The sequence below is a fragment of the Pleionea sp. CnH1-48 genome (assembly GCF_024124665.1).
Taxonomy (GTDB): Bacteria; Pseudomonadota; Gammaproteobacteria; order Enterobacterales; family Kangiellaceae; genus JAMXSB01.
Window position 1 is genome coordinate 128,795 of the sequence record NZ_JAMXSB010000014.1, and the last position, 13,679, is coordinate 142,473.

The 13,679-nt window shown below is 37.3% G+C and carries 11 protein-coding genes; 7 read left to right on the forward strand and 4 right to left on the reverse strand.

Translation table 11 applies throughout. The features are described 5' to 3' along the window. Position 1: 1 nt before the first annotated feature. The 4 genes from dnaN (at position 2) to NH399_RS20285 (ending at position 5,428) form a co-directional block, all read left to right on the forward strand. Positions 2 to 1,105: a DNA polymerase III subunit beta gene (gene dnaN, locus NH399_RS20270; protein ID WP_253043018.1), complete on the forward strand. Its 1,104-nt coding sequence runs from the start codon at positions 2 to 4 to the stop codon at positions 1,103 to 1,105. Between the two features lie 19 nt (positions 1,106 to 1,124). Beyond that, the gene (recF, locus tag NH399_RS20275) at positions 1,125 to 2,255 is read left to right on the forward strand and encodes a DNA replication/repair protein RecF (protein ID WP_253043019.1); all 1,131 of its coding nucleotides are present in this window, start codon (positions 1,125 to 1,127) and stop codon (positions 2,253 to 2,255) included. A 14-nt stretch (positions 2,256 to 2,269) separates the two neighbouring features. After that, positions 2,270 to 4,693, forward strand: coding sequence for a DNA topoisomerase (ATP-hydrolyzing) subunit B (gene gyrB / locus NH399_RS20280; RefSeq protein WP_253043020.1), 2,424 nt, complete (start codon positions 2,270 to 2,272; stop codon positions 4,691 to 4,693). 318 nt (positions 4,694 to 5,011) lie between these two features. Continuing rightward, the gene (locus tag NH399_RS20285) at positions 5,012 to 5,428 is read left to right on the forward strand and encodes a hypothetical protein (RefSeq protein WP_253043021.1); all 417 of its coding nucleotides are present in this window, start codon (positions 5,012 to 5,014) and stop codon (positions 5,426 to 5,428) included. A 268-nt stretch (positions 5,429 to 5,696) separates the two neighbouring features. Here NH399_RS20285 and NH399_RS20290 read toward each other — a convergent pair whose 3' ends face one another. The 4 genes from NH399_RS20290 to NH399_RS20305 all read right to left on the reverse strand — a co-directional run bounded on the left by NH399_RS20290 (position 5,697) and on the right by NH399_RS20305 (position 9,802). Then, positions 5,697 to 6,542 (reverse strand): hypothetical protein, encoded by an 846-nt coding sequence (locus NH399_RS20290; protein WP_253043022.1) that lies wholly within the window; start codon positions 6,540 to 6,542, stop codon positions 5,697 to 5,699. Positions 6,543 to 7,059: 517 nt separating this feature from the next. Further along, on the reverse strand, positions 7,060 to 8,757 hold the full coding sequence (locus NH399_RS26020; RefSeq protein WP_253043023.1) for a DUF2326 domain-containing protein: 1,698 nt from the start codon (positions 8,755 to 8,757) through the stop codon (positions 7,060 to 7,062). Further along, entirely contained in the window at positions 8,748 to 8,978 is a 231-nt protein-coding gene (locus tag NH399_RS20300) for an ABC-three component system middle component 6 (RefSeq protein WP_253043024.1), read from the reverse strand. The genes NH399_RS26020 and NH399_RS20300 overlap by 10 nt, the downstream gene beginning before the upstream one ends. Further along, a complete protein-coding gene (locus tag NH399_RS20305; RefSeq protein WP_253043025.1) occupies positions 8,975 to 9,802 on the reverse strand; it encodes an ABC-three component system protein in 828 nt (275 codons plus the stop codon). Before NH399_RS20305 ends, NH399_RS20300 begins: the two co-directional genes overlap by 4 nt. A 426-nt stretch (positions 9,803 to 10,228) precedes the next feature. Here NH399_RS20305 and NH399_RS20310 point away from each other — a divergent pair, with 426 nt between their 5' ends. From NH399_RS20310 to NH399_RS20320, 3 genes are all read left to right on the forward strand, one after another. After that, complete coding sequence (locus NH399_RS20310; RefSeq protein WP_253043026.1) at positions 10,229 to 10,621, forward strand: helix-turn-helix domain-containing protein; 393 nt, start codon at positions 10,229 to 10,231, stop codon at positions 10,619 to 10,621. 176 nt (positions 10,622 to 10,797) lie between these two features. Next, complete coding sequence (locus NH399_RS20315) at positions 10,798 to 11,577, forward strand: TnsA endonuclease N-terminal domain-containing protein (RefSeq protein ID WP_253043027.1); 780 nt, start codon at positions 10,798 to 10,800, stop codon at positions 11,575 to 11,577. Then, positions 11,501 to 13,450, forward strand: coding sequence for a Mu transposase C-terminal domain-containing protein (locus NH399_RS20320; RefSeq protein WP_253043028.1), 1,950 nt, complete (start codon positions 11,501 to 11,503; stop codon positions 13,448 to 13,450). Before NH399_RS20315 ends, NH399_RS20320 begins: the two co-directional genes overlap by 77 nt. The last annotated feature ends 229 nt before the right edge of the window (positions 13,451 to 13,679 follow it).

The window sequence follows — 13,679 nt, forward strand, 5'->3', positions numbered from 1 at the left end:
TATGAAGCTGGCTATATCGCAGGATGACTTGATTGGTCCTCTGCAATTAGTAAGTGGAGCGGTGGAAAGAAGACAAACATTGCCTGTGTTGTCGAATATATTGATACAGGTTGATAACGGTCTTTTATCACTCACGGGAACAGATTTAGAAGTAGAAATGGTGGCTCGTATTCATTTAGAGGGTGAATATGAAAGCGGCGAAATTACTGTTCCAGCGAAAAAGTTTTTAGACATTTGTAAAAGTCTTGGTAGTGGTACTTTAATTCGCCTGGAGCAGGATGAAAATAAAGTTAAGTTAAAGACAAGTAAGAGCCGTTTTACATTATCTACACTGCCAGCTTCCGAGTTTCCTAATTTGGAGGAATCAGCTGGTCTGGTTGATATGCAGCTAAGTGTCGCCGCGTTAAAAGATTTGATCGATAAGACACAGTTTGCAATGGCTCAACAAGACGTACGTTATTATCTTAATGGTATGCTGTTTGAGTTTTCTCGCGAACGATTGAATTCTGTCGCGACAGATGGGCATCGTTTGGCGCTTTCGTCGACTCAGATTGAATCATCTTTTGAAGATAAGAACCAGGCCATAGTGCCGCGGAAGGGCGTATTAGAGCTAGCAAGATTTTTATCTACCGTTGGTGAGAATATCCATCTGCAGCTGAGCAGCAACCATGTGAGAGCTATTAGTGATCATTTTACTTTTACATCTAAGTTGGTTGATGGAAAGTATCCTGACTACGAAAAAGTATTACCGAAAGGTGGTGATAAGCTGGTTGTAGCAAATCGGGAAGTACTGAAAGAAGGCATGCAGAAGGCTGCTATTCTTTGTAATGAGAAGTTCCGCGGAGTTCGGGTGAACTTGGATAATGGTTCATTACGCATTAATTCAAACAACCCAGAGCAGGAGGAAGCTGAGGTTGAAATTGAAGTCGATTATATTGGTCCACATTTAGAGATCGGCTTTAATGTGAATTATATGTTAGATGTACTTAATACAGTGAAGTCAGAGAATGTGAAGCTTACTTTTTCAGATGCAAACAGCAGTTTGTTGATGGAAGAGGTCGATGGCTCAGACAGTATGTATGTGATTATGCCAATGCGCCTCTAGGCATTGGCATTTTATTTTTATGCTCTTCAAAGAAATTCGTCTTACGAATATCCGAAATATTCCCAGTGCAGTTTTACAACTTCGGTCCAAGTTGAATGTCGTTATCGGCGAAAACGGTGCCGGCAAGACGAGTCTGTTAGAGGGAATATCAGTTTTGGCCAATGGCCGATCCTTTCGCACCTCTAAGATCCCAAAGGTTATCACTCGCGATTCGGCGAATTTGACGGTGTTTGCTGAGGCGAATCAGCTTGATCAAACCTTTCGACTTGGACTGTTAAGGGATAGCCAAGGTAGTTTTCAGGCTAAGATTAACGGTCAGAAGTGTAATACGCTTTCCGAAATTTCGAAGATTCTTCCTGTTATTACGATAGCTCCTGGATATTACGACAATATTCTTACCCAAAGAAAAGAGCGATCTAAGCTGTTTGACTGGGGATTGTTCCACGTGGAACATTCCTTTCATCACTACTGGCTGCAGTACGGTAAGATTCTTAAACAACGAAATGCTTTGTTAAAGAAGATCAAGGATGCTCGTTTTACTGATAAAGCTCAGGAACCGGGGTTAATCAAACATCTAAGCCATTGGGATAGCCTTTTAGTCGACGCAGCAAAGCCGATTACGGAACAGCGCAAAAACTATGTGGCGCAGATGAATGAAATGCTAAGTGACTTCCAGCCGTTTCTAACTTCTCTCCAGGAGACTATTTCTCTTGTTTATCGAGATGGTTGGAGTTCCAAGAAGAGCTTGAAAGAGCATATTGAGAGTGGGCGAGAACGAGACATTCAGCTAGGTTATACCCGCTCGGGCCCTCATCGGTCCGATATCGATATATTGCTTGGAAATGAGCAAGCCGTTGAGATTGCATCGAGAGGCCAACAAAAGCTGATCGTCTCTACGCTTGTACTATCCATTATTAAGAAATTTATTAGCACCACTCAGAAGCATTGCTTTATAGCTATCGATGACTTACCTGCTGAGTTAGATAGCGTTAATCAAGCGACTTTAATTCGTCTCTTGATGTCTATGAAAAATGTACAAATTTTGTTAACTGCAATATCATTAGACTCCCTGAAAGAGGCCATTTCAGGGTATAATAGCCTAATGTTTCACGTGGAACATGGCCAATTTAGTCAGATGTCATTGGAATAAGAAAAGGTATTTATATGTCAGAAAACTCAGAATACGGCTCATCGAGCATTAAGGTTTTAAAAGGCCTGGATGCAGTAAGAAAGCGCCCTGGAATGTACATAGGCGATACTGATGATGGAACTGGGTTACATCACATGGTATTCGAAGTTGTCGATAACTCAATTGATGAGTCATTGGCTGGATATTGTAACGATATCAAAGTAACTATACATGCAGATAACTCCATAAGTGTCAGTGATGATGGCCGTGGTATTCCCGTCGATGTTCATGAAGAAGAAGGCGTATCGGCAGCAGAAGTTATTATGACGGTTCTTCATGCGGGCGGTAAGTTTGATGACAACTCTTATAAAGTTTCTGGTGGATTACACGGAGTAGGGGTGTCTGTTGTTAACGCTCTTTCCGATGAATTAAGGCTGACTATTCGACGCCAGGGCAAAATATATGAGCAGGTTTATCACTTAGGTGAACCGCAAAAACCATTAGAAGCGATCGGTGATTCTGAGACTACCGGTACTGAAATTCGCTTTAAGCCCAGTAAAGAAATCTTTTCTAACATCGAGTATCACTACGACATCTTGGCCAAACGTCTACGTGAACTGTCCTTTTTGAATTCTGGTGTTTCTATTCTACTGACAGATGAGAGAACAGGTAAGCATGACCACTTTAAATATGATGGTGGTATTCAGGCTTTTGTAGAATTCCTAAATCACAATAAAACACCTATCCATCAGCGTGTGTTCCATTTTGTTTATCATCGCGAAGAAGACGGCATCAGTGTAGAAGTATCGATGCAGTGGAATGATGGTTATCAAGAGAGCATCTATTGCTTCACTAACAATATTCCACAGCGCGACGGTGGTACTCACTTAGCGGGCTTCAGAGCAGCACTTACCCGAACTTTGAATAACTTCATGGAAAAAGAAGGGATGAATAAGTCAAAGGTAAATACCTCTGGTGATGATGCCCGTGAAGGTTTGACCGCTGTTGTATCGGTTAAAGTACCGGATCCTAAATTCTCTTCTCAAACCAAGGATAAGCTGGTTTCTTCTGAAGTAAAAAGCGCTGTAGAGACCGCCATGGGCGAAAAACTGGGTGAGTATCTTTTGGAGAATCCAGGTGAAGCAAAGACCATTGTTAATAAGATGGTTGATGCGGCTCGCGCAAGAGAAGCTGCGAGAAAAGCCCGTGAAATGACCCGCCGTAAAGGTGCCTTAGATATTGCTGGTCTGCCAGGTAAACTTGCTGACTGTCAGGAAAAAGATCCTGCTTTATCTGAACTTTACATAGTGGAGGGTGACTCTGCGGGTGGATCGGCTAAACAGGGTCGTAATCGTAAAAGCCAGGCGATTTTGCCTCTTAAAGGTAAGATCCTAAACGTAGAGAAAGCACGCTTTGATAAAATGCTTTCTTCGCAAGAAGTCGGCACACTGATTACCGCACTCGGTTGCGGTATTGGTCGAGATGAATTTGATCCAGAAAAGGTTCGCTATCACCGTATCATTATCATGACGGATGCGGACGTCGATGGTGCTCACATTCGTACACTGTTGCTGACTTTCTTCTATCGTCAAATGCCACAGCTAATAGAGAATGGCTATGTCTATATTGCTCAGCCGCCACTTTATAAACTGAAAAAAGGTAAACAAGAAACTTACCTTAAAGATGAAGCGGCACTGGAAGAATACCTAACAAGCCTTGCATTAGATGAAGCGTCTCTCTTTGTTAATCCTGATGCGCCTGCTTTATCGGGTGTTTCTCTTGAAGCTCTGGTATCTGAGCACCGAGAAGTGGTCTCAGTTATCCACAGGTTATCTAGAGTTTATCCATCAGAAATCCTCAACTCGATGATCTACCACGACAAACTTACGGTGGAGCAGCTGGCTGATGAGAGTGCTGTACAAAGCTGGGTTGATGGGCTTAACGAAAGCTTGAACGCCGAAGTAAAAGCCGGCTCAGTACGTTATGAATGCGTTGTAAAAGAAGACACTGAGCGCCATATCTATATTCCGGTAGTCAAAGTGATCAACCATGGATTAGAAAATGACTTTGTTCTGGATCATGAGTTCTTCTCCTCAAACGATTATCTAAAAATCGTTAATCTAGGTGCTCAGCTCACCGGTTTGATTGAAGAGGGTGCTTATATTAAGCGTGGAGAGCGTAAGCAAGAGGTCAGCAGCTTTGAAGAAGCGCTCAACTGGCTTATGGCTCAATCTAAACGTGGACTCAATACACAGCGTTACAAAGGTCTAGGCGAAATGAACCCTGAGCAGCTATGGGAAACGACTATGGACCCAGATACGCGTCGTATGCTGCGTGTAACGATTGAAGATGCTGTTGGTGCCGATCAGCTTTTCACTACGTTGATGGGTGATCATGTTGAGCCTCGACGTGAATTTATCGAAAGTAATGCTCTCGCTGTTGCGAATCTAGATGTATAGATAAAGCATACTGTGGGATCTCATAATTTATGCTCTGGCGTCTCATTTATGTGAACTGACGTCTCATAATTTATGAACTCAATTCATTAATTCGCATCATCGTTAAAATTTAAAGCAGGGTGTAGCAAATACAGCCTGCTTTTTTATGGGGTGTATTAGACATATAGTTGAGACCTGTAACTAATAAACCCGAGTTTAACTAATTTTCGGCCATTTAAGGAATTATGTTGAAGTGATTACTTACTTATTTTCTATTGATGAGTGGCTTGTTAACAAAGTAAAATTAGACTGCACAAAGTTATCTAGAAGAGAATTTTGATGGTATCTTTAAAAGGTATATTCAATACAGACGCTAACTATCCTGGTATTCAAATAAAAGTCGAGCTATCGGTAATTCAAAAATACCTGTCTTTAATTGAAACAGGTGTATCTTCTGTATGTAACAAGTATTTAAGAGAAGAAGAGAGCAAAATTGATGGGTTAGAGTATTCAGAGTTCAGTCATATCTATCAGATTGCTGAAGATGAAATTCCCAGACTAATTCGAACCCCCTACATAGTGACTATTTATACTCTATTTGAGAATTCTGTTACTCAGCTTCTCAATTATGCTCAGGAAAGAGAATGTAAATCGCTGGGACTAAAAGATATTAATGGAAAATCTTTGCAGTCGAAGTTTAATAAATATATGGCTCATATAGTACTTTATGAATTTGAATTCAATAACAATGAATAAGCTCTCAGAACTCACAAAACTAAGAAACTGTATCGCGCATGCAAATGGAAATTTAACCTCTTTGAGTGCAAGTAAAGCAAATGAAATAGTTGCTTTGACTAAAAAAAATCCAGATATAACTTTGAATATGAATCAGCTAGATGTTTCATATCAGTATCTTAATGAAACTATGAATTGTATATCTAGTGCGATTGAGGGGTTGATGTACTATATGGAAAAAAAGTATGGTTTCTATTGATACATGAATATCAAAATAATATTTAAAAAATCATTCATCTTCTAAACAATCTCTTGCTTCACTCCAACCTAATGGTGGGGAAGTTAATAAACCTTCAGAGTTTAAATCAATTGATTCTGAAGTATTTTCACTACACACTCTCTTAATTAATGAGTATTGCTCACTAGCGAACCATTTAGGCGACTGAAATTCACAAGCAATTCGTAGAAAGCTCAGTTCACTCACACGAAAAGTACCCTTCATTAAATCACTAGGATCAAGGCTTAGTTGAAATGAATGGTCACCATCCATTAAAGCTATAGGGTGCAATCCTAATTCATTGAAATGGTTTTTTATTACAGCTATATCAATCACAACAAGAAGTTGAATTTCTTCTTGTATAAATAACAAGGTATTTAATGGAGTCAAGGACAGCGTAAAGGGATAAAGTGGTAGATAGCTTGGTTCAGGAGTTAGAGTGACCATCATGCAAGTTTTAGAAGTTATGCTATTCACCTTTTTATTAAAACTATCTACGTTGGATGAATACCATTCTGAAGTAAGCGCTATGTACTTCAGGCCCTTCTCTGGTGAAACAGTAAAAAAGCCAAGTTGTATTGCTTGTCGAATGCATTCGTTTATTTCTGCAACATAGCAAACTTCTTCTCTTTCTAGACTAATCCTTTTCGTATTTACTGCTCCTCGAAAATTCCCTACATCATCATTTGTGAAGAATTTAGATAAAACTTCTAATTGTTCAAACTGTCGAGCGGTACGAGCATTGCGATTATTTGAAGATTTCATTTCAATAAGAAGAGGTTCTTCCGCTGCAAGGGCACAAAGATCCCCATGCCTTATTATGTTGGTTAGGTCTGACATTAATACGGGAACACCCATTCGAATACCAAGGACTAGAGCGCGAAATTCTTTACGAAAACCTAACTTATCGGAAATGAAACCGGAATCTTGCTTCGGTAAGTAATCAGAGTCGAAATATAGATGTTTTAAACTGTATTTTGATTGATAAATGTTGGCTATGCCGTCACCAATTGCCTTCCATAGAAAAAGTAGATGCTGACAGTTTTGGATTCTAGGCTGAACTTGCTTTAAAAGAATCTTTATGTCCCTTGCGGTATAACAAAGATTGTTCGGTCGAAACTTAGATTTTCTAGCTTTCAAGCGCTTCTTGATGAGCTTAAGTCGACGTATTCTCTGCTCAATTCTAACGATATTTCGAATTAGAAACTTTTGAAGTTCTAGCAGTTTTTTTTAAATCGTTAGAATCTTCTTTTATTAGATGTAAAAGTAATAGTGCTTGTGAATATCTAACTCTTTCTTCCGGGAACCTCATTTCGCGACCAATATGTTATTCAATAGGTACTGTCTGCCTGTTTTTAACGAGTCAGTTGATATCTTAGATCTTAAACAACTTACTATCTTGAGATAGTGAAATAACTTGATATTTATCTACATCAATATCTCTTGGTAACTTATCTTTTAATACCGGAAGAACGTACTGGCAATTAGTATTCTCAACTAGTTCAGTAAGAATGTTATTGATCTGATTGTCATGAATATTTTCTATCTGATCTTGTAAAATAAAATGAAGGCACTCGATTCCTATATCATCCGCAAACTTTATGTAAGATAAATCGAAAGCTGCCATTTCTCCTTTCTTTTTTCCTGTACCAGGATTACCCAATAATGTAGATATATTTAATTCATATCCCTTATCATTTTTGTCGGCACTTAATACGTATCTCTCTCCGTAAAGCTTATTTGAAACATCCGAAAAGTATATATTAAATGCAGACACACGTTCTTGAATTAAGTCATCCATTGAGTCTATACCTTCGTCTATTCCTTCAATATCTTCTTCAATAGACTCGAGCTTACCTAAACTGCTTTCCCAGAGCCGTTTCTGTTCTTCAAGTGTTCCTTTTGCTTCATGTGCTTGATTTAATGCTAAGACTATTCCTTGAAATTCGTCCATTGCTCCTGACTTGCTTATTTTACCTGTTAGCTCCTTTTCTTTATCAAGATATGACTTTAACTTTAAATTCAAGTCCTCTAGTTCAGTGTTAATTGATGGCAACTCACTAGTAATGAAGTTCTTTTTCTCTCTTACCATATTATTATGAAATTGTAGAGTTTCATCAAAAGTTCTTTGAATATCTGGTAAGAGCGCTTTCGCTTCTTCATAAAGTTTTCGTATTTTTTCTATACTTACGTTTGAATACTCTTCTTCTAGTTCTTGAATACTTTCTGTAATCAAATCTTTTCTAACTTCTAATCTTCCTATCTTTGTAGATGCTCTACTTATCTTAGATTTGATTTCATTTAAAGCATTAACATCTTCTTCATAGTCTTCGTTAATGTTAAAACTGTCTTTTTTAAGCTTTAGTTCTTCTATGTTATTTTCTACAAGTAACAGGGATTGTTTAACTTGAGATAAAGTATTCTCTTTAACTAATCTCTTCTGTAAATCTTCTTCTATCTTCTTTTCTCTGAATAGACGTTGTTTTCTGTCCGCAACATCTAGATCAACACCCAACCAAAATAGATATAGCGCTTCGTACTCTTCTTTAGTAGTCGAAGGGTGAAGAACTTTAACAGTATTTATTAGTCGACTTTTCTCATCTCTTACATTCTTGGAAACTATCTGTCTAAAGGTTGGTTTCTTGGGATTCGTATGAAAAATCAACTCCTTGAGATTTTCAGGGAAATCCTTAGACTTAACTTCAGTATCATTTACCTTAATAATTTTTTGTGATCTTTGTAGGAAGTTTCTTTTTATTACTATTTCTTTTGAATGTTCTACATCCAAATCTTCTTTTAGAGTCAAGGTAATTAGAACGTTGTTTTCAGTGAGAAATTTTTCAACAGTCAAATTGCTCTTATTCTTAAACTCAGGATCTACATATATATTCTTTCCACTGCTTCCGAGACAAAAATCAATCAATCTTAAAACAGTCGTTTTACCTACATTATTACCGGACTTTTTCTTGTCAGCTGTTTTTGTTTCATCAATAATTAAGTTAATTCCTTTCCTGAAAGAAATATCCCTGATTACTTGGGAACTATTTTCAATCTTTAAGTTTTTTAGAAACACTTTCTAATCTTCCCTTTATCATTATCGATAACACCTAAAATATACAACCAGTCTAAAGTAAGTGAAAAACTCTCTATTGAAATACCGTATTTTTCTTTGATATTCTCGTAGATGTTATAGTAATTATGATTGAGCTCCGTAGTATCATTTAAAAACTCAATAACCAGAGCACCCCAGTAGTACAATTTTTGTTCAGGATGAACATCCTTTCCCAGGATCATGACTTAGGGGGCTCCTCTAAAATTTTACAGCGCATGAAGGCATCGACCATTATAATTGATATTCCGAATGAAATATCTTCGTCGCACAAAGAATTATAAGAATCACAGGTATTTAGCAACTCTTCCTCTATATCTTCTATAATATTATCCGCATTTTTTTGTATATCAGAAAGTTGATTGTCGAAATTTGTAATGTATTTTCCTTTGACCTTTAAGTACAGACGTTCAATATTTCTTAAGAGTTTGTTCTTCCTAAAAGAACCGTTGGCCTCCAGCTCAGAATAGAGTGATGCTATTTTAATGTAGAATATTTTATATTCTTCAATTAGAGGTCGATTCCTAATTACAGAGTTGTATTGAATTTTATCTTCGATCTTAAAAGCAGCAATACTTTTGTTGTGACTCTCTTTTTCGGGAGATTCGCTTTCAAAATTGATCTCTGAAATAGCATTTATTGCGAGCTTTAAAAGAGAAGGTTTAGATTGAAGTCTAGATAAGATCTTTGCTTCATGCTCTTTCTTCCATTCCTGTAAAAGAGAAACAGGATACTTTTGTTCATTATCTAAATTGTCGATAATTTCATGGCATTCATCGCACATTAGTATGAGATTGTTGTAGTGCCGTCTCTCATCATCCGACATAGCTGGATTGAATCTCGGCCCATTTTTACTCGCTGCTTCTATATGGCATATTTTACTTATTATTGTTTCGCCATCACGAGCTATAAGTGCGCGAACACAATCTGGTGCAGCACATTCGTTTCCCGAAAGTGTATCCAACCTCCTTACATGGGAAGGTTTGTATTGCCTAGCTTTACTAGCCATAAATTCTCCCTCAGTTTCCTATTTTTTGCCTAACTGGATACATTTAGCTTTCATATATTATCTAACAAAAGATCTAAAATTCTGAGGGTTATACTACCTCATACACCGATATAAAGTCTCTACATATTAACAAAGGCAACTAATCCTATATTTAGTATTTTCTAGTTTGCATTGCACAATATGTAGTTCATCTTAAGAAAATCAATATATAGAGTAATTTGTATAAAACAAAGCTAGTAGAAATCAGATTTTTTCAAAATAAATTAGTATCCAGTAATTACTTATCTAAAAAGTTATGACTATCAAATTTTATACAGTTTTGTGTAAATACCAAACTTTTCCACAATTCCCTCAAAAGTAGTTATTGAACACCAAGCCACTCTGCCATATTTTGTAAAAAATAAATCCGTAATCGGTAACAATTTTATGACCCCGTTTGGACAATATCTCGAAGCATTACGAAGAAGTCGAAACTTGCAGCAGACTCAATTGGCCGATCTGTTAGGTGTTCATTCTTGTTACGTAAGTGCTATTGAAAATGGTAAGAAAGGTCCACCCACAAAGAAGGTCCTGGATAACCTAATAATATCTCTTCGACTTGATGAGAGCGAGCAGGTATTACTTTGGGATTACGTGGACCAATCGCAAAGAACTACGCGATTGCCAGATCATGCAACTGCTGATGAATACAGCATGATGCGGGACTTGAGGCAGTGTTTAGGTTCATTAAGCAGTGAACAAATAACAATCATTCGTAATGCTTTGAAGTTGGGAAACAAAAAACGATTGAAGCAAGGTCTTGATTTAAGAGGAATTTAGCTATGTAGAAAACAAAAACGGGAATTACCCAAGGGCTTTTCCCGCTCTGCTGCGTAAGATGATACCTACGACGTGACAATCAAAAGTATTACTTCTTCCTCAGAGCTAGTCAAGCCGACATTTCAAATATAACCATGAGCAGTAAATTTTATTACCGAAATTGGTAAGAGGTTTATATGTCTTCGAAAAATGTTGATGTATCTACAAGTAGTGGCGTGCAGGGGCGGTTATGCCTAAAAATTGCGCCTCAACCTGATGTAGTTAGAGCAAGAGAGCCGGTGCAAAGAACCAAGGGAAGAGTTGTTGGTTACTATCCGTCCGTGAAAAACAACAGGCAGATCGCGTGGGAATCTCAGTTAGAACAGAAAGCTTGTAATCTATTTGAGTTCTCATCAGTTGTAGCGAGTTATCGGGAGCAACCAATAACAATATATTTTCCAACAGGAAACGAGTTGTGCAAGTACACTCCTGACTTCGAATTAATCCTTACTAACGGACAAACGATATATGTAGAAGTTAAGCCGGCTGGAAAGTTAGCTAACAAACGAATCATAGAAAGACTTAAAGATATCTCCAATTTTTTGGAGAAAAAGAATCATAATTTTATTGTAATTACAGACGAAGAACTAAACCAACCAACTCGACAGAGAAACTTTAACCTTTTACGCCAATATCTTACTAAAGAAATAGAAGAGCAGTTCCAGCCTTTAATTCGACAAAAATACTCAAGTTGTTCTAAAGAAACTGTTGAGTCGCTGTCAAACTGCCTCGGATCTATAGGCCGAGTATATTCCTTGATGGCTAAAGGAATAATCACTTTTGATTTAGATACCCCCATCCAATTATCAACGCAATTGTATTTATCTGAGGAGAGTAAACATGAAACTTGCTTCTTTTCATACAGGGTTGCACCTAACTTTAAACGCCGTTCCCTATCGGATCGAACGAATCCTTGAAAATGGTGAATGTTACTTGGAACGATTAACTGACCTGGCAATTATTAAGCGAACCAAGTCTGACCTTTCAAAAGCTCTGACTGATGGAGAATTGATCTTACAAGGAAAAAATATCATAAATGAAAATAGTAACCATACCCCATCAGATTTATCGTCCTTTCCTGAAAAAGAACAGAAATCGATTATGCGAAAATACATCTATGTCGAGGAAGCATGTAAACAGTTAGGGAAAAATCCAACAAAGATCAACTTAGAGTGCGTAGTTAACTATGTAGCTAATTTAATTGAAGACAAACATAAGCCAAGCTTTCATAGTGTATATCGTTGGTGGAAGAAGTGGAAATTAGCGGAAAAGAATATTTCTGCATTAGCAGATAGAAAATCAGGTAAAAGAGGTTCAAAAAAATTCAAAGGGCATATACAGAGTGAGATCGATACGGTTATTGAACATGTGTTTTTAACTCGACAAAAAAACTCTATTCAATCTACATATGATGCTCTTTGTGCAAGAATAAATGAAATAAATATATTCAGAAATAACTCCTTACCAACTCCTAGCAGAGCAACGTTTTATCGAGTGATTGAAAAATTAAACAAATACGAAGTAATGCTTGCTCGTGAGGGAAAGCGTAAAGCAGATAACCATTTTTGTTCTTCAGGTAAAGGCCCCGATCCTCAATATATATTAGAACGAGTAGAAGTCGATCATACACCTCTCGATGTTATAGTTATTAATGAGATAACAGGACTGCCTGATGGTAGACCTAACTTAACAGTATTACTGGATATAAAATCAAGAATGCCGTTAGGGTTTGAAATCGGATTTGAGCCTCCATCAGAGCTTTCTGTCATGAGGGCTCTTCGTAACTCGATACTACACAAAGGTTATGTAGAAGAACTATACCCTGATATTAAAAATCAATGGCCAGCTTATGGCATTCTGAAAACACTGGTATGTGATAATGGATTGGAGTTTCACGCTCATCAATTGAGGAGGATGTGTGCGGAGCTCAACATCGAGTTACTTTTTTGTCCGAAGCAGCAACCGCAATATAAAGGTTCTGTTGAAAGATTTTTAGGGACTTTAAATCGACAAGTTTGTCATCGTCTTCCTGGAACAACGTTTTCAAATATTAAGCAACGAGGTGATTATAATTCCGAAGAACTTGCAAAATTGACTTTAAGCAAATTGAAGGAGCTGGTTCATGAATGGATAATTGACATTTACTCTCAAAGTACCCACCGTTCTACCCAAAGAACACCATCAAATTTATGGATAGAAGGCTTATCTCTAGTAGAGCCATTGTTACCAGAAAGTATCGACCATCTAAATTTAATATTAACTACCGAAAGTAAAAGAGTGCTAAGCCATAAGGGAATTGAGCTTGATGGTTTACTTTATAACAGCTCTGAACTTAATCTTTTGCGAATGAGGAGTAATGAAAACAAAATTACCAGGATACGTTTTGATAAAGAGTCAATTTCATACATTTGGGTATTTGATGAAATTAATGGAGATTATATACAAGTACCTTGTACAAACTTTGAGTATACAGAAGGACTTACAAGAAGGCAGCATTTAGACATTAGAAAAGATGCTAGAGCAAGAGGTGCAGGTGAATGTAGTAAAATTGAGTTATTAAAAAGTAAAGAACGATTCCGAAAGAAAATTGAAGAGTTAGGTAAGAATAAGTTTATAAGGGAGAGAAAGAAAGCTGCTCGTGACAGAAATGAGTGGGTAGATACCAAACAAAAGAATACTTGGTCTTCTAATAGCTTACCATCTAACAACAATAGTGATTTACAGAGTACGGTTGATTGGGACTTAGATGATATACCTGAATTCGAAACTTCTCATAAAAAGGTTTGCTAGTAATGAAAATAGCTCTTAACCAACAAAAAAAGATTGCTAGCGTTAGAAAACTGGTTATTAGTCATCCGCAATTTGAGTTAGCTTATCAAACTATCACTAATGCATATGAGCTAAATCGAAACGTTCGGGTTGCAGAAAACATTATTTGCGTGGGTATTTCGGGCACAGGTAAATCAACACTTAAGCAAAAAAAAAAGAAGAATATCCAAAAATTGAACACGATAACTTT